This window comes from Agrobacterium salinitolerans (genome assembly GCF_027498475.1).
GTDB classification, from domain to species: Bacteria; Pseudomonadota; Alphaproteobacteria; order Rhizobiales; family Rhizobiaceae; genus Agrobacterium; species Agrobacterium salinitolerans.
The window spans coordinates 549,660-573,668 of the sequence record NZ_JAPZLN010000003.1; the positions used below are offsets into that span (position 1 = coordinate 549,660).

General features: G+C 59.1%; 23 protein-coding genes. 13 read left to right on the forward strand and 10 right to left on the reverse strand.

The window, feature by feature from the left end:
- Positions 1-8: 8 nt before the first annotated feature.
- On the reverse strand, positions 9-635 hold the full coding sequence (locus tag O9X91_RS14665; RefSeq protein ID WP_269833211.1) for an NUDIX domain-containing protein: 627 nt from the start codon (positions 633-635) through the stop codon (positions 9-11).
- Positions 636-693: 58 nt separating this feature from the next.
- On the reverse strand, positions 694-2,916 hold the full coding sequence (locus tag O9X91_RS14670; protein ID WP_269833210.1) for a molybdopterin-containing oxidoreductase family protein: 2,223 nt from the start codon (positions 2,914-2,916) through the stop codon (positions 694-696).
- Positions 2,917-2,957: 41 nt separating this feature from the next.
- Here O9X91_RS14670 and O9X91_RS14675 point away from each other — a divergent pair, with 41 nt between their 5' ends.
- Positions 2,958-3,821 carry a 23S rRNA (adenine(2030)-N(6))-methyltransferase RlmJ gene (locus tag O9X91_RS14675; RefSeq protein WP_142912537.1) on the forward strand — a complete coding sequence of 288 codons (864 nt, stop codon included), beginning with the start codon at positions 2,958-2,960 and terminating at the stop codon, positions 3,819-3,821.
- A 4-nt stretch (positions 3,822-3,825) separates the two neighbouring features.
- On the opposite strand, the gene O9X91_RS14680 is transcribed toward O9X91_RS14675, so the two are convergent.
- Positions 3,826-4,773 carry a lysylphosphatidylglycerol synthase domain-containing protein gene (locus O9X91_RS14680; protein WP_077982544.1) on the reverse strand — a complete coding sequence of 316 codons (948 nt, stop codon included), beginning with the start codon at positions 4,771-4,773 and terminating at the stop codon, positions 3,826-3,828.
- A 207-nt stretch (positions 4,774-4,980) separates the two neighbouring features.
- Here O9X91_RS14680 and O9X91_RS14685 point away from each other — a divergent pair, with 207 nt between their 5' ends.
- Together O9X91_RS14685 and O9X91_RS14690 are read left to right on the forward strand one after the other, a co-directional pair.
- Positions 4,981-5,754: a ribonuclease T2 family protein gene (locus O9X91_RS14685; RefSeq protein ID WP_077982545.1), complete on the forward strand. Its 774-nt coding sequence runs from the start codon at positions 4,981-4,983 to the stop codon at positions 5,752-5,754.
- 112 nt (positions 5,755-5,866) lie between these two features.
- Positions 5,867-6,463 carry a glutathione S-transferase gene (locus O9X91_RS14690; protein ID WP_077982546.1) on the forward strand — a complete coding sequence of 199 codons (597 nt, stop codon included), beginning with the start codon at positions 5,867-5,869 and terminating at the stop codon, positions 6,461-6,463.
- 115 nt (positions 6,464-6,578) lie between these two features.
- Here O9X91_RS14690 and O9X91_RS14695 read toward each other — a convergent pair whose 3' ends face one another.
- A complete protein-coding gene (locus O9X91_RS14695) occupies positions 6,579-7,235 on the reverse strand; it encodes an outer membrane protein (RefSeq protein WP_077982547.1) in 657 nt (218 codons plus the stop codon).
- A gap of 349 nt (positions 7,236-7,584) precedes the next feature.
- Between O9X91_RS14695 and O9X91_RS14700 the strand changes: the two genes are divergently transcribed.
- The 5 genes from O9X91_RS14700 (at position 7,585) to O9X91_RS14720 (ending at position 11,820) form a co-directional block, all read left to right on the forward strand.
- Positions 7,585-8,373 carry an SDR family oxidoreductase gene (locus O9X91_RS14700; RefSeq protein WP_269833208.1) on the forward strand — a complete coding sequence of 263 codons (789 nt, stop codon included), beginning with the start codon at positions 7,585-7,587 and terminating at the stop codon, positions 8,371-8,373.
- Positions 8,370-10,415 (forward strand): excinuclease ABC subunit UvrC, encoded by a 2,046-nt coding sequence (uvrC, locus tag O9X91_RS14705; RefSeq protein ID WP_162520430.1) that lies wholly within the window; start codon positions 8,370-8,372, stop codon positions 10,413-10,415. Before O9X91_RS14700 ends, uvrC begins: the two co-directional genes overlap by 4 nt.
- A 103-nt stretch (positions 10,416-10,518) precedes the next feature.
- Positions 10,519-11,106, forward strand: a complete 588-nt coding sequence (gene pgsA / locus O9X91_RS14710) for a CDP-diacylglycerol--glycerol-3-phosphate 3-phosphatidyltransferase (protein ID WP_077982549.1) — start codon at positions 10,519-10,521, stop codon at positions 11,104-11,106.
- Positions 11,106-11,360, forward strand: a complete 255-nt coding sequence (gene moaD / locus O9X91_RS14715; protein WP_142912535.1) for a molybdopterin converting factor subunit 1 — start codon at positions 11,106-11,108, stop codon at positions 11,358-11,360. Before pgsA ends, moaD begins: the two co-directional genes overlap by 1 nt.
- A gap of 4 nt (positions 11,361-11,364) precedes the next feature.
- The gene (locus O9X91_RS14720; protein ID WP_142912534.1) at positions 11,365-11,820 is read left to right on the forward strand and encodes a molybdenum cofactor biosynthesis protein MoaE; all 456 of its coding nucleotides are present in this window, start codon (positions 11,365-11,367) and stop codon (positions 11,818-11,820) included.
- A 9-nt stretch (positions 11,821-11,829) separates the two neighbouring features.
- Here O9X91_RS14720 and O9X91_RS14725 read toward each other — a convergent pair whose 3' ends face one another.
- Complete coding sequence (locus tag O9X91_RS14725) at positions 11,830-12,726, reverse strand: branched-chain amino acid ABC transporter permease (protein ID WP_269833207.1); 897 nt, start codon at positions 12,724-12,726, stop codon at positions 11,830-11,832.
- 61 nt (positions 12,727-12,787) lie between these two features.
- On the opposite strand from O9X91_RS14725, the gene O9X91_RS14730 reads away from it, so the two are divergent.
- Positions 12,788-13,339: a CGNR zinc finger domain-containing protein gene (locus tag O9X91_RS14730; RefSeq protein WP_142912532.1), complete on the forward strand. Its 552-nt coding sequence runs from the start codon at positions 12,788-12,790 to the stop codon at positions 13,337-13,339.
- Positions 13,336-13,848 carry a hypothetical protein gene (locus O9X91_RS14735; RefSeq protein ID WP_137410063.1) on the forward strand — a complete coding sequence of 171 codons (513 nt, stop codon included), beginning with the start codon at positions 13,336-13,338 and terminating at the stop codon, positions 13,846-13,848. Before O9X91_RS14730 ends, O9X91_RS14735 begins: the two co-directional genes overlap by 4 nt.
- A gap of 296 nt (positions 13,849-14,144) precedes the next feature.
- Here O9X91_RS14735 and ndk read toward each other — a convergent pair whose 3' ends face one another.
- The gene (ndk, locus tag O9X91_RS14740) at positions 14,145-14,567 is read right to left on the reverse strand and encodes a nucleoside-diphosphate kinase (protein WP_003496769.1); all 423 of its coding nucleotides are present in this window, start codon (positions 14,565-14,567) and stop codon (positions 14,145-14,147) included.
- A gap of 103 nt (positions 14,568-14,670) precedes the next feature.
- Positions 14,671-15,366, reverse strand: coding sequence for a glutathione S-transferase family protein (locus tag O9X91_RS14745; RefSeq protein ID WP_077982555.1), 696 nt, complete (start codon positions 15,364-15,366; stop codon positions 14,671-14,673).
- 256 nt (positions 15,367-15,622) lie between these two features.
- On the opposite strand from O9X91_RS14745, the gene O9X91_RS14750 reads away from it, so the two are divergent.
- Together O9X91_RS14750 and abc-f are read left to right on the forward strand one after the other, a co-directional pair.
- Entirely contained in the window at positions 15,623-16,669 is a 1,047-nt protein-coding gene (locus O9X91_RS14750) for a GGDEF domain-containing protein (RefSeq protein ID WP_162520429.1), read from the forward strand.
- Positions 16,670-16,738: 69 nt separating this feature from the next.
- Positions 16,739-18,622 carry a ribosomal protection-like ABC-F family protein gene (abc-f, locus tag O9X91_RS14755; protein WP_269834319.1) on the forward strand — a complete coding sequence of 628 codons (1,884 nt, stop codon included), beginning with the start codon at positions 16,739-16,741 and terminating at the stop codon, positions 18,620-18,622.
- 221 nt (positions 18,623-18,843) lie between these two features.
- On the opposite strand, the gene O9X91_RS14760 is transcribed toward abc-f, so the two are convergent.
- Both O9X91_RS14760 and O9X91_RS14765 read right to left on the reverse strand, forming a co-directional pair.
- Complete coding sequence (locus O9X91_RS14760; RefSeq protein WP_137410060.1) at positions 18,844-20,784, reverse strand: EAL domain-containing protein; 1,941 nt, start codon at positions 20,782-20,784, stop codon at positions 18,844-18,846.
- A 112-nt stretch (positions 20,785-20,896) separates the two neighbouring features.
- Positions 20,897-21,973, reverse strand: coding sequence for a GGDEF domain-containing protein (locus O9X91_RS14765; RefSeq protein WP_244614239.1), 1,077 nt, complete (start codon positions 21,971-21,973; stop codon positions 20,897-20,899).
- A 445-nt stretch (positions 21,974-22,418) separates the two neighbouring features.
- Here O9X91_RS14765 and O9X91_RS14770 point away from each other — a divergent pair, with 445 nt between their 5' ends.
- Entirely contained in the window at positions 22,419-23,345 is a 927-nt protein-coding gene (locus O9X91_RS14770; protein WP_077982557.1) for a Gfo/Idh/MocA family protein, read from the forward strand.
- 202 nt (positions 23,346-23,547) lie between these two features.
- Here the strand turns inward: O9X91_RS14770 and O9X91_RS14775 are convergent, their stop codons facing one another.
- Positions 23,548-23,997: a DNA polymerase III subunit chi gene (locus O9X91_RS14775; RefSeq protein ID WP_077982558.1), complete on the reverse strand. Its 450-nt coding sequence runs from the start codon at positions 23,995-23,997 to the stop codon at positions 23,548-23,550.
- Positions 23,998-24,009 lie beyond the last annotated feature (12 nt).

Here is a 24,009-nt window from a genome sequence, read left to right on the forward strand (position 1 = left end):
GGCGCCGATCAGCTCTTGTTTAGGAGGCCGCGATTTAAAATCGCCCATTGCAGCAGGATGATCGTCTTGGAATCGGTGATCTCACCCGAGGCGATCATTCCGAAGGCTTCGTCGAGGCCATAGGTCAGAACCTCCAGATCCTCGCCTTCGTCCTCCAGCCCGCCGCCGTTGCCGGCCTGCACGTCGAGGTCGATGCGCGCGACGAAGAGGCTGACCTTCTCCGTCAGCGTGCCGGGGCTCGCATACATGTCGAAGAGATATTCGACCTTTTCGACAGCGTAGCCGGATTCCTCCATCGCCTCGCGGCGAATGGCATCGGCGGCATCGTCGTCATCGAGAAGACCCGCCGGCACCTCGATCATGAAGCTCGGATCGCCGTTCACGAAAGCGGCAGGGCGGAACTGGCGCACCATCACCACGCTGTCGCGCTTCGGATCGTAAAGAAGAATGGCGGCGGCGCTGCCGTGGTCGTGCACTTCCCGCACGATGCGCATTGTCCTACCGTCAGGCATGCGCTGGTCGAAAATGAGCTTCTGCATGTGAACGAAGCCCTTCCACACCGTCTCTTTTTCCACCAGCCGGATTCTGCCGGCATCGATCTCGGCCGGAAGGTTTTTCGCCTGCGTCTGTGTCACCGGATATGTCCTTGTCTGTCCTGGGATTGTTTCAGACTGCCTGTGCTGCGGTGCAATATCAAGCCTCACCGGCCTCCCCGTCGCGGCGCAGCCACACCTTGTTGTCGTGGAAGGCCGCTCCCCCGTAAGGCGCGACGGCATCGGCACCGGTCAGAACATTGATGCCCTCGCCGTCCAGATGCGCCTTGTTCGGCCACAGGCCCTCCGCAATCAGCACACCCGGCCTTGCGCCCTCCACGATCTTCGCATGGAGGCGGACCTCGCCGCGTGTATTGCCGATGCGGACGATATCGCCATCCGCAATATCGTTGCGGGCCGCATCCTCGGGACAGACCATCAATTCCGGACGACCTTCCTTCTGCACGGAAGTTTTGGTTTCCGCGAAAGTGGAATTCAGGAAGTTGCGCGCCGGTGACGTCGCCAGCCGGAAGGGATAGTCCGCATCCGCAACCTCGATGACATCGACCTGATCCGGAAATTTCGGAAACTCGGACACCGGTCCCATGACACCGATGTTTTTCGGGGGCTTGTTGGGAGAAGGCCCCGTTGCCCAGTCGGGACTGAAACGGAATTTGCCGTCGCCATAACCAAAGCCCTCCAGATAATGCGCGACCTCGAAAGGCGGCTGCGCATCGATCCACTTCTCTTCGGCCAAAGTTTCGAAATCGCCCCAGCCGCTGATTTTCAGCATACGGTCCACATGGTCGTGAGCCGAAAGGCCGAAGCCCGGCATATGGTCGACACCGAGGCGTTTTGCCAGTTCTTCGATGACGAAGAGATTGGTGCGCACCGTTTCCGGCGGCTCCACCAGCTTCGGGCCGAGTAGGATATGGTTCTGGCCGCCAGCGCGGTAGATGTCGTCATGCTCGAGAAACATGGTGGCGGGAAGCACGATATCGGCCAGATCGGCCGTCTCCGTCATGAACTGCTCGTGCACGGCAACAAAGAGATCGTCACGCAGAAAGCCCTGCTTTACCAGCCGCTGCTCGGGCGCGACATTGACGGGATTGGTGTTCTGGATGAGCAGCGCCGTCACCGGGCCGCCATGGCGCAGAGCTTCTGCGTCCCCTGTCAGCACGCGGCCGATTTGCGACTGGTCGAGCTGGCGCACGTCGGGGTCGGCATAGGCCGTTCCCATCAGCTCCGCCTTGTTGAGACGGAAGATGTCACCATTATTGTGGAACGCGCCGCCGCCTTCATATTGCCAGGAGCCGAGAACCGTGGCGATGGAAAGCGCCGCATGCATGGCGACCGCACCGTTGCGCTGGCGGGCAAAACCGTAGCCCAGCCGGAAGAAGGTCTTTTTCGTCGTGCCGACGAGCCGCGCGAAAGCCTCGATCTCTTCCACGGAAAGACCGGTGATCTCGGATGCCCATTGCGGCGTCTTCGACTTCAGATGTGCTTCAAGCCCGTCTGGATCGTCGGCGAAACGCGCCATGTAATCGCGGTCGGCATAACCGTCGCGGAAGGCGATGTGCATGACGGCGCAGGCAAGAGCTGCATCCGTGCCAGGGCGAACGACCAGGCGCATATCCGCCTGTTTCATGGTCGGATTGTCATAGATATCGACAACGACGATCTTTGCGCCACGTTCCTTGCGGGCTTTCACCGCATGGGTCATGACATTGACCTGGGTGGCCACCGCATTGGTGCCCCAGATGACGACGACATCGGCCTTGGCGATCTCGCGCGGATCGGGGCCGCGCAAGGCGCCAGTGCCCATCACATAGCCCGTCCAAGCCATGTTAGTGCAGATCGAACCGAAAAAGCCGGAATATTTCTTGGCGTGGCGCAGGCGTTCGATGGAATCGCGCTGCACCTGCCCCATCGTGCCGGCGTAAAAATAGGGCCAGATGGCCTCGGCACCGTGCCGGGCTTCGGCTTTGACGAAAGCGTCGGCCACCTCGTCCAGCGCTGCTTCCCAGGAAATTTCCTGCCAGTCGCCCGTCCCCTTTGCGCCCTTACGGCGCTTCGGCGTCAGTAGACGGCCGGGATGGTAGATGCGCTCGGAATAACGCGCCACCTTGGCGCAGATGACGCCGGCGGTATATGTATTGGCATTGGCGCCGCGCACACGGCCGATGCGGCCATCGGCATTGATATCGACCTCCAGCGCGCAGGCGCTCGGACAGTCATGCGGGCAGACCGTGTGTCCGATACGGACTTCGGCCTTCGGGGCGGCTTTTTCAGCGGAAATCGGGGTCGCAACGTTCATGGCTTTTGTATATTGCATCAACGATGCGGCAAAAAGGCCGAAGTGACGTCCATCAAGAATATTCATCCAGACCATTCATCCCGGTAAACGGCAAGCGAGACATATCCATGAACTACCGCCACATCTATCACGCCGGCAATTTCGCGGATGTCCTCAAACATGCCGTTCTCGCCCGCCTCGTGCGTTACCTCCAGAACAAGGACAAGGCGTTTCGGGTGCTGGACACCCATGCCGGCATCGGCCTTTACGACCTCACCTCCGAAGAGGCACAAAAAACCGGCGAATGGCAGACCGGCATCGGCAAGCTGATGGAAGCCGACCTGCCCGCACCCATCGCCGAATTGCTGGAACCCTATCTTGCCGCCGTGAAGGAATTGAACCCGGAAGGCGGCGTGAAATTTTATCCCGGCTCGCCGAAACTCACACGTATTCTGTTTCGCCCGCAGGACCGGCTTTCGGCCATGGAACTGCACCCGGATGACAGCCGGTCGCTCGCGCGTCTTTTCGAGGGGGACTATCAGGTGCGTGTCACCGAGCTGGACGGCTGGCTGTCGCTCGGCGCGCATCTGCCGCCGAAGGAAAAGCGAGGCCTGATCCTCGTCGATCCGCCCTTCGAGCTTGAGAATGAATATCAGCGTCTAGCCGATGGTTTGAACAAGGCCTATCGGCGTTTCTCCACCGGCACCTATTGCCTGTGGTATCCCTTAAAGAAAGGCGCGCCGATCAAGGATTTCCACGAGCGGCTGCAATCCTTCGATATTCCGAAGATGCTGTGCGCGGAACTTTCCGTCAAAAGCGACCGGCTGGATGGCCTCAGCGGCTCCGGCCTCATCATCGTCAACCCGCCCTATACGCTGAAGGAAGAGCTGCACACGTTGCTGCCCTACCTGAAGACGACGCTGGCGCAGGACAGGTTCGCTTCGCAGCGCGCCTTCTGGCTGCGCGGCGAAGAAAAAGCGGAAGATAATTGAGGGGCTACCTCAGCCCTTCCCGCTTCTGCGCCTGCGCAAGCTGTGACCGTTCGAAGAACAGGATCACAAACAGGGCCATGATGAAGGGAATAATGAGGTAGAACAGGCGGAAGACCAGAAGCGCCGCGATGACGTCCGCGGGGTTCATGTCCGGCAGGCCGGTGACGAAGACCAGTTCCAGCACTCCCAGACCGCCCGGCGCATGCGAGATGAGCGCCGCCGAGAAGGAAACCAGAAATATGCCGAGAATAACCATATAACCGGGATTTCCGGCTTCCGGCAGCGCGAAATAGATGATGCCGGCCGCGCCGATCAGTTCGATCGGGCCAATGACGAGCTGCTGCGCAACAAGCTTCGGTGCGGGGTAAGGCAGCACGAAGGAGCCGATTTTAAGGGGCTTCAGCCTGAGCAGGCTGCCGAGAACATAAAGGCTGACGAATAGCAGCAGCACGACGCCTGTCGTGGTGGAGGCTTCGACCGGCAAAATGCCGGTGAACCGTTCGGTGATGTCAGGCTCGTAAAGCAGCACCAGCCCGATCAGCATGATCGTGCCGATGAGAAAGGTGAACGAGCAGAGGCCGACGAGCACGCCCACTTCCGCCACACTCAGCCCCTTGGACGTATAGGCCCGATATCGCACCACGGCACCCGAGAATACCGAGGCCCCGACATTGTGGGAAAGCGCATAGGTGGTGAAAGAGGTAAGCGTGATGAAGAACCAGTTCACCTTGCGGCCAAGATGCTGCAACGCGATACGGTCGTAACCGGCGAGCGCGGCATAGGCCAGCAGGGTTGCAAGGCCCGAACACAGCCAGTCCCGCACGCGAATGGCTTTCAGGCTGTCCCAGAGATCATCGAGCGACAGCCCGCGCAGTTCGTGAAAAAGCAACCATGCGGAAAAACCGATCGTCGCAAAGCCAACGACGGGCCAGATATATTTCTTGAATTTCATGCGGTCATGCCCGCCAATTTCCCCCAGCTTCACCCCGCCCCGTTCCGTCTTTTGCGGAAGATTCGTTTGACTTTATTCGTTATGCGGCAAAGCTTTCAACCTTTTCATCAAAGATTGGCGGTTTGCCCCGTTCACAAGTTGATGTAAGACCGGATCGTCGCCCGCCGGCGATGTGAGGTCGTCCACTTTCCGGAGAACGTACACGGAATGAAGCGTTATGCCGGTTTCATCGCCCTGGGCCTTCTATCGCTCGCCGCGTTATGGTTCGCGCGGGGAAATCCGGTGCCGACCAGCCCCGCCAGCAACCGGCAGACACAATCCCAATCGCAAACCGCCGGCAATTCCCGGCCGGACGCTCAAGGGCGCGAAGTTTTCCAACAGGCGACAGGTAAAAACCCTGCGCCCCGCGGAGACGGGTTCGATTTTTACGTGCTGTCGCTCTCCTGGTCACCGGCATTCTGCGCCAGCTCCGAAGGCTCGGGCAACCGCCAGCAATGCGGCAGCGACAGGCGTTACGGTTTCGTGGTGCATGGGCTGTGGCCACAGAACGAAAACGGCTACCCTGAATTCTGTCGAAGCGGCGAACCCGACCGTGTTCCGGACGCGATCGGCCGCCCCCTGTTCGACATCATGCCGTCCATGGGCCTGATCGGCCACCAGTGGCGCAAGCACGGTTCCTGCTCCGGCCTGTCGCAGCGAGACTATTTTTCGGCGACACGAGCCGCCTTCGAAGCCATCCGACTGCCGGAAAAGATCGCCTCGGGCGCCGAGGCCACCACTCTCTCCGCCGACGCCATAGAAACCGCCTTCACCGACGCCAATCCCGGCCTGTCGAAACGCGGCATCTCCATCAGTTGCGACGGCAGGCGCCTTGAGGAAGTGCGCATCTGCCTTAACAGAGACATGACATTCCGCGACTGCCCCGAGCTTGACCGCAAGGGCTGCCGCGCCAACACCACGGAAATCATCCCCATTCGCTAGCGCGCATCGGATATTCCCTGTTGCGTTCTTCTACATATTTTCCAGACATAAAACCGCTATGCAGTCTTATAGACTAATCCAGTCCACAGACGACAACCCACAGGACCCGACCATGGAACTGCTCTACTCGCCCGCCTCCCCCTACTCCGCCAAGGTACGTATGGCCGCGCGCCACCTTGGCATCGACATTACCTCCGTGCGTGTCGATACCAGTGCCGAGCCGGCAACGCTGATGGACAACAATCCGCTCGGCAAGATTCCGGTCCTGCTTCTGGATGAAGGCGGCTCGGTCTATGACAGTGTGGCGATCATGCATTATCTCGACCGTCTTTCGGGCGGCAAGCTCTACCCGAAAAAGAACGGCAAGCGTACGGATGTGGAAATTCTAGAAGCGCTGTGCGACGGCATCATGGATTGCCTGCTGGCCATCGTTTACGAGCGTCGTTTTCGCCCGGAAGATAAGATCCACCAGCCATGGATCGACAAGCAGTGGAGCAAGGTGGCTCGCGGACTTGATTATCTCAATGCAAACCTGCCGAAAACCGGCAAGAAGCTGCATGGCGGCCATTTCGCCCTTGCCGCGATGATCGGTTATCTCGACCTGCGTTTCGCCGGGGAATGGGCCGAAGGACGCGATGCTCTGGCGGCTTGGCCTGAAACCTTCGGCAAGCGTTTCGAGGCCTATGCAGAAATGAAGGCCGCCGCTTGAGGCTTTGACTCGAACAACGCCCGGCCTGATCGCCGGGCGTTATTCTGGCCCTATGCCAAAAAACAAAAAAGCCGAGGCGTAAACCCCGGCTTTTCTTTGACCGATCCGAAAAGGATCAGAATTTGACGCCGATACCGGCCTTGACGGAGTGATCGTCGAAACCACGCGAGAAGGCGCCGGAGTCGAGACCGTAGTCCTTTTTCTGGTAGTCGCTATAGCGATATTCCAGACGGGCGGTGATGTTATCGGTCACCATGGCTTCCACACCGGCACCAACAGTGTAACCGAGAGCGGTGGCGCTGTCCTTGGAGGTCGCGTCACGCACCTTGTTATCGGAAACTGCCAGACCGGCCGTGCCGTAGAGCAGGAACGGGTTCATGTCGTAACCGACGCGGGCACGCAGCGAGCCGTTGACGCCCTGCTTGCCTTCGATGGCGTTACCGGCAACCGTACCGGCAGAGCCCTTCTCGTCACCGAGATTGATGTCGGCTTCACCACCGTAAACGATCTGGCCGTTTTGCATGTTGTAACCGCCGTACAGGCCGCCGCCGAAGCCCTTGGCGTCACGGCCGTCATTGCTGGAGCTGAAACGGCCCCAGTCATAGTTGACCGTACCACCGAGGTAGGCGCCGGACCAATCCTTGACCGGTGCGGGCTGGTCGTAGGACACCGGTGCCTGTGGCACTTCATTTACGGCGTCAGCGGCGTGAGCAGCCGAAAAGCCGGCGACTGCCATGGTCGAAGCCATAAGGGTTGCTACGAAAATACGCATGCTATTCTCCTTTCAGGACCGCTCTGTACTCAAAACATTGTTCTCAGACGCGGTGTAAACTCGTCGGGTTAATCGCCCCTCTGGAAACTGAATTTGATAGGAGAATGCGGAGATCAAAGAGCCAAAATGTGAATTGTTTGGGGCAGCGGCGTGACTAGAATTAGACGTTGCCCAATTGCCACAGGGAGTTTATTAACCCTAACAGAAACCTAACCAGCAATAGATCGCCTTTAAACTTAGTTATATTCAAATTAAACCGAAATTGCATTGCGAATAAAAAATCGCCCAATTCTTTTGGGGATGCGTGACAGCTTGCGATTTGCATCTATATCCAGCACATAGGGAATATATGAGCAAATGCAGGTCCGTCGTGAAAGAACATATACCGAAGACAGTCTTGATAACGGGGGCCGCCCGCCGGCTGGGGCGGGCAATCGCCACCGATCTCGCAGCCCACGGCTTTGCGATTGCCGTCCACGCCAATGAATCGATGGCACAGGCGGAGGAATTCGCTAACGAAATAAGGCAGAAAGGTGGCAAGGCCGTAGCCGTTCAGGCGGACCTGACACAATTCGCGTCAACAATGACGCTTGTCGAAAAGGCCGCCTCAGCCCTCGGGCCGATTGGTGTCGTCGTCAACAATGCCTCGGTTTTTCTGAAGGATTCGGCGGAAACGCCCGATCCTGATGTCTTCGATGCGCATTTTGCGGTTCATGTGCGGGCCCCTTCCCTCATCGCCGCCGCCTTCGTCGAGCAATTGCCTGCGGATACATCCGGGCTGATCGTCAATATAATCGACCAGCGCGTGCTTGCGCTGACCCCGCGTTTTTATTCCTATACGCTTTCGAAATCGGCCCTTTGGACCGCAACACAAACCATGGCACAAAGCTTCGCGCCACGGGTGCGGGTCAATGCCATCGGGCCGGGTCCCACCTTCAAAAGCGAAAGACAGGCGCCCGAGGACTTTCAGGCGCAGATCGACGGCCTTATATTAAAGCGTGGTCCTGCGCCGGACGAGTTCGGGCGGACGATTCGCTTTCTTTACGACACGCCGTCGGTCACCGGACAAATGATCGCGCTCGATGGCGGCCAGCACCTCGGCTGGGAAACCCCTGACGTGGCGGAGATAAATGAATGAACGGAAAGAAGCTGCCTGACGGCGGTATTCTCTTCGATGAAACCGACGACGAAGACGACGATGCAAACCTTGCCGTGACCGATGCGGCCGAGGCATCGAGCGACGTTGCCGGCATGGACTGGAATGCGGGCTGGAAGAATGAATCCGGCCTGAAGGGCATGGATCTGATCGGCGAATTCGTCAAACACCTGCCGAATGCGCCGGGGGTCTATCGCATGTTCAACGAGGCGGGCGACGTTCTGTACGTCGGCAAGGCGCGCTCGCTGAAGAAGCGTGTCGGCAATTACGCGCAGGGTCGCGTGCATTCCAACCGCATTGCCCAGATGGTGCGGCTGACCGCGCATATGGAATTCGTCACCACCCGCACGGAAACAGAGGCGCTTCTTCTGGAAGCGAATCTGATCAAGCGCTTGCGGCCGCGCTTTAATGTGCTTTTGCGCGACGACAAGTCGTTTCCTTACATTCTCATCACCGCCGACAATCGTGCCCCGGCGATCTTCAAGCATCGCGGTGCGCGGGCGCGCAAGGGCGATTATTTCGGCCCCTTTGCGTCCGCCGGCGCTGTCGGCCGTACGATCAATTCGCTGCAGCGCGCCTTCCTGATTCGAACCTGTACGGACAGCGTGTTCGAAACCCGCACGCGTCCCTGTCTTCTTTACCAGATCAAGCGCTGTTCCGGCCCCTGCACGCATGAGATCAGCGATCAGGGGTATGAAGAACTCGTCAAGGAAGCCAAGGATTTCCTGTCCGGCAAGAGCCAGAGCGTCAAGACCGCGATTGCGCGGCAGATGAACGAGGCGGCCGAGGATCTCGATTTCGAGCGCGCCGCCGTCTATCGCGACCGGCTGGCCGCACTTTCCCATGTCCAGAGCCATCAGGGCATCAATCCCGCCGGCATCGAGGAGGCGGATGTCTTCGCCATCCATCACGAAGGCGGCATCTCCTGCATTCAGGTGTTCTTTTTCCGCACCGGCCAGAACTGGGGCAACCGCGCCTATTTCCCCAAGGCCGACCCTTCCCTGCCCGGCTCGGAAATCCTCAACGCCTTTCTGGCGCAGTTCTACGACGACAAGCCTGTGCCGAAGCAGATCCTGCTGTCGGAGGCTGTCGAAGAACAGGAACTCCTGGCGGCTGCCCTCGGTGAAAAAGCCGGGCACAAGGTGACGATCAACGTGCCCCAGCGCGGCGAGAAGAAGGACATTACCGACCATGTTCTGGCCAATGCCCGTGAGGCGCATGGCCGCAAGCTGGCGGAAACCTCGTCTCAGGCGCGGCTGCTGAAAGGCATGGCCGAGACGTTCAACCTTCCCTATGTGCCGCGCCGCATCGAGATTTACGATAACTCCCACATCATGGGCACCAATGCCGTGGGCGGCATGGTGGTGGCGGGGCCGGAAGGTTTCGTGAAGAACCAGTACCGCAAATTCAACATCAAATCGACCGACATCACCCCCGGTGACGACTTCGGCATGATGCGCGAAGTGATGACCCGTCGCTTCTCGCGCCTGCTGAAAGAAGAAGGCAAGCCGGATCGCGAACGCGTCCCGACCCCGGAGGAAGCGGCCGACCTGCCCTTCCCCGCCTGGCCGGATGTGATCCTGATCGACGGTGGCCAGGGCCAGATGACCGCGGTGCGGGCCATCCTCGATGAACTCGGCATTCGCGACTGCGTGACCGCCATCGGCGTCGCAAAGGGCGTTGACCGCGAGGCGGGCCGCGAACGCTTCTTTGCGGATGGGCGCGCCGATTTCTCTCTGCCGCCGCGCGACCCCGTGCTTTATTTCATCCAGCGCATGCGCGACGAGGCGCACCGCTTCGCCATCGGCTCGCACCGGGCACGACGCAAAAAGGAAATGGTGCGCAATCCATTGGATGAAATTTCGGGAATCGGTCCGGGACGGAAACGCTCCCTGCTGCAGCATTTCGGCACGGCAAAGGCGGTTTCCCGCGCCGGCCTCAACGATCTGATGGCTGTTACCGGCATTTCGGAGACGGTGGCGCGACAAATTTACAATCACTTCCACGAGAGCGGCAGCGATTGACGCAGAACGGTGGGACCGAACTGCTAAAAAAACATAATCACGTGTTGACGCTATGCCTTGGCGGCGGCATCAAGACAGTTGATCTCAGACTGACAGGTTTCCCATGGCTTCGCGCGCATACAGCATTCCCAACCTTCTCACCTATGGCCGCATCTTCGCGGTTCCTGTCATTGTCCTGTGCTTTTACGTCGAAGGGAAACTGGAAAGCTCGGATTTCGCGCGCTGGACGGCTCTGTGGCTGTTCATCATCGCTTCGCTGACCGATTTCCTCGATGGTTATCTGGCGCGTATCTGGAACCAGACCTCCAACATCGGCCGCATGCTGGACCCGATCGCCGACAAGCTTCTGGTCGCCTCCGTGCTCCTTTTGATGGCGGCGGATGGCACCATTGCCGGCTGGTCGCTCTGGGCGGCCATCACCATACTCTGCCGCGAAATTCTGGTCTCGGGCCTGCGCGAATATCTGGCGGCGTTGAAGGTCAGCGTTCCCGTCACCCGCATCGCCAAATGGAAGACGACCATCCAGATGGTCGCCATCGCCTTTCTTCTTGCCGGTCCGGCCGGCGACAAGGTTCTGCCCTACACGACCGAAATGGGTATTACCCTGCTGTGGCTCGCGGCGGCGTTGACCATGTATACCGGCTATGATTACTTCAAGGCCGGCCTGAAACACATCGTGGACGAAGACTGATGACGCGGATCGTTTATTTCGCCTGGGTTCGCGAGAAGATCGGCACGGATGAAGAGGAGCTGGACATCCCCTCCTCCATCACCACCGCCGGCGAGCTGATCGCGTGGCTTGCGACGCGCGGTGAGAATTACGAAGCGGCCTTCGAATTCCCCAATGTAATTCGCGTCGCCGTCAATCAGGAACATGTCGAGCACGATGAGAGCATCGTCGGCGCGCGCGAGATCGGCATCTTCCCGCCGATGACGGGGGGATGAGCGGGTGCAGCCGACAGTCCGCGTTCAGGCAAAGGATTTCGACGCTGCGGAAGAAACCCGCCGGCTGACGGAAGGGAACAGGAGCATCGGCGCGGTCGTGGCCTTCACCGGGCTTTGCAGAGATGATGGCGGCACGCTTGCGGCGCTGGAACTGGAACACTATCCCGGCATGGCAGAGGCGGAAATAACCCGCATCGCCAAGATTGCCATGGAGCGCTTCGGCCTTCTCGGCCTCACCGCCATCCACCGCCACGGCAAGATCGCTACCGGCGAAAATATCGTCCTCGTCATCGCAGCTTCATCGCATCGACAGGCGGCCTTCGATGGCGCGAATTTCGTGATGGACTATTTGAAGACATCCGCCCCGTTCTGGAAAAAGGAACATGGCAAGGATGGCTCGGCGGGCGACTGGGTGGCGGCAAAGACAACCGACGATACGGCCAAGGACAAGTGGAGATAGGGGCCAGACTCAGGGTGCTTCCACCCTGCTGCGCATGACAATCAGCCAGCCGACCAGCATCGCCAGAACCACCGCATCGCGCCAGGCGGCCGGTCCGTAACCGACCCAGAACGTTTCCGCAAAGCCGACGGCGGCGGCCCCAAGGCCGCAGATGGGCGGACTGGCATAACCGCCCGCCGCTGAAATCAGCACCACCTTCAGCCCAAAAACCAGACCGGCCCCGAAATCCATGGTGCCGTAATAAAATGTGGCCAGCACACCGGCGATGGCGGCGACCAGACCCGCCGCGCAATAGGACAGCAGAAATATCCTGCCCGCATTCACCCCGCATAAAGCGGCGGCAAAAGCATCGTCCGAGACCGCCTTCCAACGCCTGCCGAAAGCGGAACGGTCAAGATAAAACGACCCTGCGAGAATGAGCAGGCAGAAGGCCGCCGTGTTCAGTATCTGCATCGGTGTCAGGGTCACGGCAAAGCCGCCATCGGCCCAGAAGCGCACCGGCTGAGATAACAGCGGCGGCAGCCATAATTGCCTTGTATCGGCGGCGAGCCTTGCGCTTTCGGTCAGCGCGATCAGCACGCCGACGGAGGCGACGATCACGGCATTGGGAGAGGCTTGCGCCAGCGGCCGCATCACCGCCCTGCCGACAAAACCCGCCACCCACAGCCCGCCGAACAGGCCTGCCCCCGCCCCGAGCGCCAATGTTGCCGGCAGAACCAGCCACAGCCGGTTCCAGCCGAAATCCGCAAATAACAGGCAGGTCTGGCCGGCAAAGGCGAATATGGCGCCATAGGTTAAATCGGCGCGTTTGGTCACCGAAAAGGCGACGGCATATCCGAAGGCCAGAACCGCATAAAGCGAGGCGACCGGCACGGCATTCAGCAATTGTTGCAGGAAATAGGCCAAGCGCTTCCTCCCTCAATTATTATAACTGTTAAAACTCATTTTGACAGTTATAATACGTGGCATGACCTTTCGCTGGACAGAACATCGTTTCGCAGGCGGCGCATTGGCGCTGGATGTCGCCAACAGCGTGATCCTGCGCTCGGATGCGGCAAAAATAGTCGACCGTTTTGCCGTGCCGGCGCAGATCGCGGCCTTTGCCGAAGCGGCCACAAAGCTCGGCGCGGAACGTGACAGGTTTCCCACACTCATCGCGCCCGAGGCGGAAAAGCAGGCGGTTTTTCTCGATCTTCGCGAGGCTGTCGACGATTATTTCCGCGCCGCCATTGCCGGCGACGACGATGGTGACGACAGGCTGGCCGGGCTTCTCTTCGCCTGCGGCACGGCGCTGCGGACGTTTCCGCTTGCCGAAAACCTCGGCAACGCCACCGCCCATTCCGCCCTCTCGCTGCTTGCCGGCGAGACACGGGAACGGCTGCGCATCTGTGGCAATTGCGGCTGGCTTTTCATCGACCGCAGCAAGAACAGAAGCCGTATCTGGTGCGATATGGCGGTGTGCGGCAACCGACGGAAGGCCAGCCGGCACTATCATCGGAAAAAGGAGGCGCAAACATGAAAGGAATCGCCCTTCCATTGCTGACGATTGCAGGGATGCTCGCCCTTTCCGGCTGCCAGCGGGACGAACCGCGTGAGGTGGCGAAGATCTCCGGCCGGATGTTTGTGTTTAACTACCGCGTCGCCATCGCCACCTATCTGGTGACGCTTCAGCGCATCGCCCCCGTTCGTGACGGCAGCACCATTGAGGCGACGTTCGAAAACCCGCGCGGTGGTCCAGACCTCGCCAGCCGCGAGAAGATTTTTCCGAAAGACGAAAAGATCACGGTTCAGAGCCCACCCGTGGAATGTGTGAAGCAGGACCGGCCCTATAAGGTCACCATCCGCATCAAGGGGCCGGAAGGCGATATTCTGCAGACCATCGAGACCACGATCCGCTCCGACACTGACCAGTCGCTTCTTCCCGCCAAGCCGCTGGTGGTCGGCCCGCTCTATACGCCCAATCCGGAGGTATTCAAACCGGATGGCACGACGGATATGCGGCCAGTTCAGGGATGCCCGGCATCGTAGGCCAGACGGAATGAATGACGTGAAGACTTTTCCTTTCTCATTCCTGTGCTCGTCACAGGAATCTAGTCAGCCCAAGTCCTTGGGCCGAAAGGACTCCTCTCGCCGCGCAGACGCGCGTTGGCTGGATTCCTGTGACAAGCAAAGGAATGAGAAAGGTGGAATGACTGCGGCTGCAGCCTAGTCCTTTCCCGCCTATCCAAACAAAAAACGGAGCCTCTCGGCCCCGCTTCTTCGAGTCTTTTCAGCAGCTTCGTGCAATCGCCTGCAACGACGATTCAAGCCGTTGAGATTTTGAATCAGCCGACGATTTCGGTTTCGGCGAACCAGTAGGCGATTTCCTGAGCGGCGGTTTCCGGAGCGTCGGAGCCGTGAACGGAGTTTTCGCCGATGGAGAGCGCGAAGGTCTTGCGGATGGTGCCTTCAGCGGCCTGGGCCGGGTTGGTGGCGCCCATGATCTCGCGGTTCTTCAAGATAGCGTTTTCGCCTTCCAGAACCTGAACGATGGTCGGGCCGGAGGTCATGCCTTCAACGAGTTCGCCGAAGAAGGGACGCTCTTTGTGAACCGCGTAGAAGCCTTCGGCTTCGCGCTTGCTCATCCAGACGCGCTTGGAGGCGACGACGCGCAGGCCGTTGTCTTCAAATACCTTGGTGATCGCGCCCGTCAGGTTACGCTTGGTTGCGTCCGGCTTGATCATCGAAAATGTGCGTTCAATCGCCATATGTCCGTTTCCTTTTCCTTCAGAGAAAGTGGGCGGTCTTTACCCGCCCAAAGGCCCGAAAACAAGGGGGATCGACGAGATTGCGACGATCATGCCAGACATTTCACGCCGCTGTCACACTGCGGCCTCTCGCATCGTAGAGATCGAGACAACCTTCGAACCAGTCCCGCACGGGGTCGTTTTCGGCGAACAAATCCGCCCCGGTGGTAATGCGCGCCCATTGCAGGGCGCCGAAGACGATATAATCCGCAAAGAGAGGCGATGCGCCGCCGATGAAAGGCTGGAAGCTCAGCATACGCCGGATCGGCGCAAGCAATGCCGGGAAGGCTGCGATTTCCGCCTCGCGGTTCGCCACCACATCCTCGAGCGGGCGGCCGAGGGCTTTCGTGCGGCTGTCGCGGAAATAACGGCGGTCCGGCTCGTCCAGCATATTGTGGATATCGAGCACGGCAATACGGACGATGGCCGGGTGAAGCATCGTCTGCGACCAGCTTTCGACGAAACGGGCCATGGCCTTGCCGCCCTCGCCGTTGAACAGCGACGGGCGCTCCGGGTAAGCCTCGTCCAGATAAAGCGCGATCTCAAAACTGTCACTCACCAGCTCGTCACCGTCTCGCAGGATCGGCACGGTCTTCGAAAAACCATCCTCCACCGTCGGGATCACGGTGAAGGGTAAAGGCCGCTCCTCGAAATCCAGCCCCTTATGCGCCAGCGAAAGCACAGTTTTCCAGCAATGGGGAGAAAATGGCCGGGAAGTATCGCTTCCGCATAGCGAATAAAGCGTTCTGGAAGTCGTCATGGGCTGCCCTCTTCTGCAATATCGATAAAACGATATAAGAACGGCCGGGCGATGAAATCAAATCAGGATTTGTCATTCAATCGATCACAAGCGCATGTGATCCGTGAGTCTGTGCGAAGTGAAATTTTTCACTTCGCAGCGCAACAATTTTTCCCTGATTCAATCAATTTTAAAGCGTTGCTTGTAAGAATAACACCATTCAACAATCGGTTATTGCCGGTCTATTCATAATAATCTCTCGGTATTGGGGCTGTCAGTGACGACATCGGCGGGCGATAAAAAACGTGATCAGGCGCGAAGTTCTCTTGTCGTCACCAAAATTACGCAGTTCATCGCCAAGATGAACATTGCGCCTCTGCCGCGCAATTATGAATTGATCTACGAAATATTGTCCGGACACAATCCTGCCATGGGTCGCGACATTCTTGCGCTCGGCAATGCGCCACAGCAGCATGAAATCGACCTCATCGGCCAGCGGCACAATCTGCCCGGCTTTTCGCGCATCGAAGCCGAACAGATGGCAAGCGAGGCCCTCGATACACTGACGCAGATTTCCGCGCGGCTTGATGCAACCCTTCGACGCACAGAGACTTTCCTGGCCAGCCTTGAGCAGGATGAGGATGGCGAGCGGTCCGCAGCGGAGCGCTTGGTCGATTTGCTGGGCGACATCCACGAAGAGCAGACGAGCCTTCGGAATTTCATCGCCATGGGACTGGTGAAAATCCGCGAGGTTGAAAGAAACCGGGGCGAGCTTCAGGTCGCCTCGTTGCGCGACGCGCTGACGGCTCTACCAAACCGGGCCGCCTTTCTCGAAAAGCTGGACCTTCTTTTTTCAAAGGACCGGGCTGCATCCGCCACCTCGCTCGTGCTGCTGGATATCGATCATTTCCGGGAGATCAACGGCAAATACGGCTCGTCCGCCGGCAACAAGGCATTACGACGTCTCGCCGCCCTGTTTCGCAAAACCATCAAGAAAGACGATTTCGTCGCCCGTATCGGCGGTGATGAATTCGCATTTCTGTTTGCCGGCGTATCGCAAAACACGGCCGAGGCCATTGCCGAGCGGCTGCGGCAGAGCGTGGAGGCGTTGCGCTTTGCGACCGCTGGCGGCGATGGCGAACATCTGACGGTGTCGATCGGCGTCGCAGAAGTGGATGGCACCGCCACGCCCGCCGAATTTTTCGACCATGCCGAACTCGCGCTGCTTTCGGCCCGCTGCGGCGCACGCAATTGCGTCGTCGGTTATTCGCGGGAGGTGGCGCAGCATAGCCGCAACAGCTATCTGGTGCAGCTCGGCGATTGACCGTTTAATCTCGCGCGATGTGGCGCGGGCGCTCTTGCCTTGGCCAGACAGTTCGGCCAAAACGGCGCCATGATTACGATTACCAATCTTTCCGCCCGCATCGCCGGGCGTCTGCTTCTCGATCATGCCAGCGTGACGCTTCCCGCCGGTGTGAAGGCGGGCCTTGTCGGCCGCAACGGCGCCGGCAAATCCACCCTGTTCCGGGTCATCACCGGCGACTTCTCGGCGGAAAGCGGTTCGGTGACGATCCCGAAGCAGGCGCGCATCGGCCAGGTGGCGCAGGAAGCTCCAGGCACCGAAGACTCGCTGATTTCCATCGTGCTTTCCGCCGACAAGGAGCGCAGCGCACTTCTGGCGGAAGCAGAGACCGCAACCGATCCACACCGGATCGCCGAAATCCAGATGCGGCTTGTCGACATCGACGCCCATTCGGCCGAAGCGCGCGCCTCCAGCATTCTTGCCGGCCTCGGTTTCGATCACGAGGCGCAGCTTCGACCGGCCTCCTCCTTCTCCGGCGGCTGGCGCATGCGCGTTGCGCTCGCCTCCGTGCTGTTTGCCGAACCCGACCTGCTGCTCCTCGATGAGCCGACCAACTATCTCGACCTCGAAGGCACGCTCTGGCTGGAGGATTATATCCGGCGGTATCCACACACTGTCATCATCATCAGCCACGACCGCGATCTTCTCAACAACGCCGTCAATTCCATCGTGCATCTGGACCAGAAGAAGCTGACCTTCTATCGCGGCGGTTACGACCAGTTCGAGCGGCAGAAGGCCGAGGCCGACGAATTGCAGATGAAAGCGAAGGCGAAGAACGACGCCGCGCGCAAGCATCTGCAAAGCTTCATCGATCGTTTTCGTGCCAAGGCCACCAAGGCGCGCCAGGCGCAGAGCCGCATCAAGGCGCTGGAGCGCATGGGCACCGTGGCCGCCGTGATCGAGGATCATGTCCAGCCGATCACATTTCCCGAGCCGGAAAAGCAGCCCGCCTCCCCCATCGTCGCCATCAATGGCGGTGCTGTGGGTTATGAGCCGGGCAAATCGATCCTGAAGCAGCTCAATCTGCGGATCGACAATGACGACCGCATCGCGCTGCTCGGCTCGAACGGCAACGGTAAATCCACCTTCGCGAAATTCATCTCCGGCCGGCTTGCCCCCCAGGCGGGCGATCTTCGCGTTGCTCCCGGGCTCAAGATCGGTTTCTTCGCGCAGCACCAGCTGGATGACCTCGTGCCGGATGAAACGCCGGTCGAACATGTGCGCAAACTGATGCCGCTGGCGCCCGAAGCGCAGGTGCGCGCCCGTGTCGCCCAGATGGGGCTTGCGACGGAGAAAATGGCGACGGCGGCGAAGGACTTGTCCGGGGGCGAAAAAGCCCGCCTGCTGATGGGGCTTGCGGCCTTCCATGCGCCGAACCTGCTGATCCTCGACGAACCGACCAACCACCTCGACATTGACAGCCGTCGGGCGCTGATCGAGGCGCTGAACGATTATAGCGGCGCAGTCATCCTCATCTCGCACGACCGCCACCTGATCGAGGCGACGGTCGACCGGCTGTGGCTGGTGGCCGACGGCACGGTCAAGACCTTCGAAGGCGACATGGAGGAATATCGCGATATCGTCGTTTCCTCTGGCAGGAAGAAGGAAGACAAGACCGACGCCGTCCCCGATCAGGCATCCAAGGCCGATCAACGCAAGGCCAACGCGGAAAAGCGCGCCCAGCTCGCGCCGCTCAAGAAAAAGATCAATGAAATCGAATCCCTGACGGCAAAGCTTGAGAAAGTGATTCAGTCGCTCGACAAGGAGCTGGCGGAGCCGGCCCTTTATGAAAAGGCCCCTGCGAAGGCTGCCCAGAAAGTGAAGGAACGTGGTGAGGCGGCTGCAAAGCTCTCCGATGCGGAAGAGCAATGGCTGCTGCTTTCCAGCGAATATGAGGATGCGATGGCGGGCTGACGAGGCCGGGTTTGCAGTGCATCCCCTCTCCGTCCGGCGACCTCCGAGGAAGCCGCCGAACCTATTGTCGATCTTACTTCGCGTCGATCGTATTGAGGCCTTCACGCGCGCATTCGACAGCGTTTGCGCCGTTGCGACCGAAGGAGTTTCTCAGCACAGACCGGGAAAACATTCAATGCAGCGGTCACCGAATTCACCCCTGACCGCCATTGGCCTCCGCGCTAAGCGCAAGCCCTGCGCGGCTGCAATCGCGCAAGCGGTACGGCTGGGGAATAAAGATAACCCTGCCCGAAGCGAATGCCCATCTGCATGAGGAGCCGGCTCTGTTCCTCGGTTTCTATGCCTTCCGTCACCAGCTTCGCACCATAGCGCTCGGCGCTCTCGAAAGCGAGCGCGATGGCCTCCCTGAACCGCGACTGGTCGAGCCTCGACGTCATCCAGTGATCGATCTTGACCTCTTCGAATGGGAACCGCGCGAGCAAAGTGAGTGCGGCATAACCGGTGCCGAAATCATCGAGCGCCAGCCGGACGCCCGCGGCAATCAGCGTGTCGAAATTCTGCTGTACGACGTCGGTGGTCGGTATTCTGCTCATCTCCGTCACTTCGATTGAGAGGCGATGCGCCGGCACCGCCATTTCGTGCAGCAGCGCCACGACCCGGTCTGCGAAATGCGCGCTCGCAAAAGACGATGCGGAGATATTCACCGCCAGATGAAAATCCGCCTCAAGGCCCTGCAGGTCTCGAAGGTCACGCACGACGGCTTCTATCGTCGACCATTCGAATTCCACCAGCAGCCGATGGCGTTCGGCGATCTCCAACACATAATAAGGCGATAGCGCCTGCCCCCGCGCATCGACCGCGCGCAGGAGCGCTTCAGCGCCGATCATGCGGCGATTGCGCAGTTCGAATTTCGGCTGATAACAAATGGGCGGCGTGCCGGATTTGATCCAGTTGACCAGCATCTGCCGCACCGCCTCGTCCCGTGTCGCTTTCTCGGCAAAGGAGAAGGGGAAAATCTGCACCGGATGATCGCTTCCCTTCAGCGCGAGGCTGAGGTGCCTGAGGAACGAGGCCGTGTTCTGCCGGGAAAGCCTGTCCAGATTCGCCGCACCGATTTTGAGATGCGGCACCGGCCCCGCCTCCGCCAAGCGGCAAAACGTGCTCAACCCGTCATGCAGATGCATCATGAGTTTTGTGCTTTCGGACTTCTCCAGCGAAATCCCCCGCATGACGACCGCAAGCGTCGTATCGCCGAACATGAAGCTGCACGGCGTATCGGAGCTGCATAGCAGGCCGTCCTCCCTGTCGCAGATTTCACGCGCCAGCCTCGGCCAGAAAAGATCGCTCCAGTCCTCGCCCGCGCAGGCGGCGACATCGGCAATATTGACGATCTCGATCAGAATGAGGGCATGCGAAACCGCCGGCTCCTGCCGCATCATCGCTTCTATATGGTCCCTTAGGGCGCGCCTGTTGGGCAGGCCGGTCAACGAATCCGTGCGTGCCGCCGATTCGCGTTGCCTTGTCTCTTCCCGCGCTCGCGCCTCGTTGCGCAGAAGGATGAACAGGCAGAAGATCATCGGCAGGCCGACGGCGACGGCGCCCAAGGTTCGGCGGCCTATTGCACTTAAAAACAGCGACTGGTCGACCAGCCCAAGGACGAACGAGACCGAGACGGCAAGCAGCACGGCAATGAACCTGACCGCGAAGACGGTGAGGATATCCCGAATTCCCAGATCGGCGAGGCGGCGCTTGCGCATCCAGCCATACATGATGATGCCGCTGGCCGAAATGACAACCATGTCCTGCAGGGCCGCAAAAAACAGCACGGGACCGCCGAACACGAAACGCCCGGCCGCCACGAGGGACAGGCTGATCAGCCCGCCCTGCCAGGAACCAAGCACCCCCGCCAGAAACAGCAGGTCGGAGCGGATATAGGGTTTGGAGGGCAGCTTGATGAATTCGGACACCAGCAGCGTCAGCAGAAAGCCCGCCATTCCAAAGATGATGCCGTAATAGATTTTATAGCGCGGGTCCTCGAGTGCTATATTTCGCCGCACAAGAATGAGCACAGACACCATGCCAATCACGGCGGCAGCCTGAAGCAGCAGGAATGGAAGCTCGGCAGCCGATGCTGCCGCTTGTGCGGCGATCAATTCCATCATCTGCGTTCCCCGGTTATATTTTGTTCTGGCGCCGGCATTCCGGCACCTGGCCTTCACAAATCCTGCTTCTGGCAGGGCAGACTTTACAACACATCGCCAGACCTTCGCCGCCCTATGCCGAGATCGCGGATTCGACGTCGTAAATCTCCGCTGGCTCGACAATCGTTCCAATATTGCCGGAGGCGAGTACCAGCCGATCGCGGCCTTGACGCTTCGCCTCGTAAAGCGCCACATCGGCCCGGTTCACCATCTCGTATATGATTTCCCTGCCGTCACCGGAAACGGCAATGCCGAGGCTGACCGTTACGATCTCTCGTCCGTCGGGGCGGTTAAGATGGGGTATGGCCTCGTCGATCACGGCCAATCTGAGCCTTTCGCCAATGGCGAGCGCGGCGGAAACAACGCAATTATCGAGCAGAACCACAAATTCCTCGCCACCGTAACGCGCGACAAAACTTCTGTCGCCATCGTCCCTACAAAGGGCGTTGCGCAGTCTGCCGGCGACCCTGCGCAGGCAGTCGTCGCCGGCCACATGCCCCTCTGAGTCATTATACTTCTTGAAATAATCGACATCGAGAAGGATGAGCGCCCGGGGCCGGCCGCTGCCGCCCGAGGCGTGGCTCGCCGCTTCGTCAAAGCTGCGGCGGTTGCGAATGCCGGTGAGCTGGTCGGTATTGGAAAGCTGCTGAAGCTCGTGATTTGCCCTCTGGATCCTCTGCAGCAAAGTCTTTTCACGCAGCGAGGCCAGATAATCCCGCCTTTCCACCTGTTCGATACGATAGGCCGCAAACAGCGAGACGGCGCTGATGCCGACGGAACACATGATCGCCGGCAGCTTGGCCACCTCACTCGTCACGGTGACATATTCCATGCCGACGATGAAAACCGCCATGCAGCCGACCGTTCCCATGACCGCAACCGGAAACGGTTTTCGGTGTATCGTGTTCATATAGAGGACAACGGTGACGATACCCATGTAATATTCGCTCGCCGACGAGGTCCGAGCATTGGCGTAGATGAACATGATCGATGCGACGACCAACATGCAGCCCAGCCCGTGAAGGACCTCATGCGCCACCGCATCCGCCCGCTCCCTGAGCGCATAGTATCGTGCCGGAAAATAAAGAAAAAGAAGCGGCGTGATGATAAGCAGACGGACCGTCAGATCCAGCCAGATGATATCCGGCACCAGACTTAGGTCCACAAACACGTAGAGATTGTAAAGGATGACACCGAAAATCAATCCATATGTATTGAATTTCCGACTGCTTTCGTTGACTTTCCGAAGAAAGCCAGACAAACGATCATCTTCAAACAAAAACACAAAACACCTGCTTCGTAAAATATATTCAAGTGAAATCTAAAATTATTACGGATAACTGCACAATACACCGGAGAAAATTAACACTATAACTATCAAAATTCAAAAACAACACTCAATAATCCAGAAAAATATTTGAAACAATCGAATATTAATTGATCTGCGGATACACACACCGAAACTTGTTGCGATATTACGGCTTGAAAAAAGACGCGCCGCATGGAAACGATCACCTTGCTCCTTGGAGCGTTTCTGCTAGAAACTTGTAAAAATCACACTTTATCCCACGTAGCACTCAGACGGGTTCCACTTCATGTCAGCCACCAAGCTTGCCATCGTCGGCGTCGGCAAAATCGTTCGCGACCAGCATCTTCCCGCCATTGCAGGCAATCCGGATTTTGAGTTGATCTGCACCGCAAGCCGTCACGGCACCGTGGACGGCGTCGCTTCCTATGGCACCATCGAGGCCATGCTGGAGGCTGTGCCTGATATCGATGCGGTGTCGCTGTGCATGCCGCCGCAATATCGCTATGAGGCGGCTTACGCAGCGCTGAATGCCGGCAAGCATGTCTTCCTTGAAAAGCCGCCGGGCGCCACCCTTTCGGAAGTGCAGGATCTCGCTCGGCTGGCGGATTCGAAGGGCCTTTCACTGTTTGCGAGCTGGCATTCGCGTTATGCGCCCGCGGTCGAGGCTGCGAAGGCGTTTTTGGCCTCGACGACAATCGACAGCGTGCATGTCATCTGGAAAGAGGATGTGCGTCACTGGCACCCGAACCAGGCCTGGATCTGGCAGGCGGGCGGTCTCGGCGTGTTTGACCCCGGCATCAATGCGCTTTCGATCATCACCCATATCCTGCCGCGCGCGCTGTTCCTGACCAAGGCGACACTCGAATTCCCGGAAAACCGCGACGCCCCGATCGCCGCCGACCTGCATTTTTCCGATGTGACGAAAATGCCCGTCCATGCCGAATTCGACTGGCGTCAGACCGGCAAGCAAAGCTGGGATATCGTTGCCGAGACGGCCGCGGGACAGATGGTGCTTTCGGAAGGCGGTGCGAAGCTCTCGATCAACGGCGAAGAAAAGCTCTCCCAGCCGGAGCGGGAATATCCGGCTCTTTACGAGCGTTTCTCGGAAATCATCAAGGCAGGCCGTTCCGATGTCGACCTCGCGCCGTTGACCCATGTGGCTGACGCTTTCCTGCTCGGCCGTCACAAATTCGTGGATTCCTTCTACGACTGAGAAGCCGAAACGCTTGCCAAGAACGCTGATTCAAAGGGCGCGACTGACGAAACGGTCGCGCCCTGAATTTTTGGCCTCATACAGCGCTCTTCGATGCTGTGCAGCGGCCCCATGCGGTCTGCGTCCACATGAAGGGGCAAGTGCACCACCAATGCTGAGACGAGCATCAACCGCCTGTCGGCGAGGCACGGTCTCGGGTGGATCAGGCTTTTTTCTGCCAGCGGCCTTCTGGCGATTGCTGCCAATAGGTCAGGGAGTGCCCCTCCGTCTTCAGCCTCTTCCAATGGTTACGTGCCATTTCCAGCTGGTAGGCATCGTATCCGTCGAACATGAAGACGACGCGTTCATAAGCCTCCACCGCCGGCGGCTCGGCGCCATCAACGAGAAAGCGGACACTTGCCGCGTTGGCGTTCTCGCCCGACGCCGTCAGGAGAATCGGCTGATTTTGCGGTGCGGGCGAAATATCGGTGGCGTGCGGCAGGAAGCTGTCGTCACGAAAGGTCCAAAGATGCGTGTCGAGAAAATCACGGCGCTCCTCGCCCACCGTCTGGATCGCGACCTTCCAGCCGCGTTCCAGCGATTTCTCAAGCAAGGGCGGCAGCGCGTCCTCCAGCTTCGATTCCGTCAGGTGGTAGAACAGAATTTCAGTCATTCGCAGACGCGC

What these genes read in the sequence shown, in the direction of transcription:
- O9X91_RS14670 (WP_269833210.1), bottom strand. Translation starts at nt 2,916, where the DNA reads ATGAATATTCTTGATGGACGTCACTTCGGCCTTTTTGCCGCATCGTTG.
- O9X91_RS14675 (WP_142912537.1), top strand. Translation starts at nt 2,958, where the DNA reads ATGAACTACCGCCACATCTATCACGCCGGCAATTTCGCGGATGTCCTC.
- O9X91_RS14680 (WP_077982544.1), bottom strand. Translation starts at nt 4,773, where the DNA reads ATGAAATTCAAGAAATATATCTGGCCCGTCGTTGGCTTTGCGACGATC.
- O9X91_RS14685 (WP_077982545.1), top strand. Translation starts at nt 4,981, where the DNA reads ATGAAGCGTTATGCCGGTTTCATCGCCCTGGGCCTTCTATCGCTCGCC.
- O9X91_RS14690 (WP_077982546.1), top strand. Translation starts at nt 5,867, where the DNA reads ATGGAACTGCTCTACTCGCCCGCCTCCCCCTACTCCGCCAAGGTACGT.
- O9X91_RS14695 (WP_077982547.1), bottom strand. Translation starts at nt 7,235, where the DNA reads ATGCGTATTTTCGTAGCAACCCTTATGGCTTCGACCATGGCAGTCGCC.
- O9X91_RS14700 (WP_269833208.1), top strand. Translation starts at nt 7,585, where the DNA reads ATGAGCAAATGCAGGTCCGTCGTGAAAGAACATATACCGAAGACAGTC.
- uvrC (WP_162520430.1), top strand. Translation starts at nt 8,370, where the DNA reads ATGAACGGAAAGAAGCTGCCTGACGGCGGTATTCTCTTCGATGAAACC.
- pgsA (WP_077982549.1), top strand. Translation starts at nt 10,519, where the DNA reads ATGGCTTCGCGCGCATACAGCATTCCCAACCTTCTCACCTATGGCCGC.
- moaD (WP_142912535.1), top strand. Translation starts at nt 11,106, where the DNA reads ATGACGCGGATCGTTTATTTCGCCTGGGTTCGCGAGAAGATCGGCACG.
- O9X91_RS14730 (WP_142912532.1), top strand. Translation starts at nt 12,788, where the DNA reads ATGACCTTTCGCTGGACAGAACATCGTTTCGCAGGCGGCGCATTGGCG.
- O9X91_RS14735 (WP_137410063.1), top strand. Translation starts at nt 13,336, where the DNA reads ATGAAAGGAATCGCCCTTCCATTGCTGACGATTGCAGGGATGCTCGCC.
- ndk (WP_003496769.1), bottom strand. Translation starts at nt 14,567, where the DNA reads ATGGCGATTGAACGCACATTTTCGATGATCAAGCCGGACGCAACCAAG.
- O9X91_RS14745 (WP_077982555.1), bottom strand. Translation starts at nt 15,366, where the DNA reads ATGACGACTTCCAGAACGCTTTATTCGCTATGCGGAAGCGATACTTCC.
- abc-f (WP_269834319.1), top strand. Translation starts at nt 16,739, where the DNA reads ATGATTACGATTACCAATCTTTCCGCCCGCATCGCCGGGCGTCTGCTT.
- O9X91_RS14760 (WP_137410060.1), bottom strand. Translation starts at nt 20,784, where the DNA reads ATGATGGAATTGATCGCCGCACAAGCGGCAGCATCGGCTGCCGAGCTT.
- O9X91_RS14770 (WP_077982557.1), top strand. Translation starts at nt 22,419, where the DNA reads ATGTCAGCCACCAAGCTTGCCATCGTCGGCGTCGGCAAAATCGTTCGC.
- O9X91_RS14775 (WP_077982558.1), bottom strand. Translation starts at nt 23,997, where the DNA reads ATGACTGAAATTCTGTTCTACCACCTGACGGAATCGAAGCTGGAGGAC.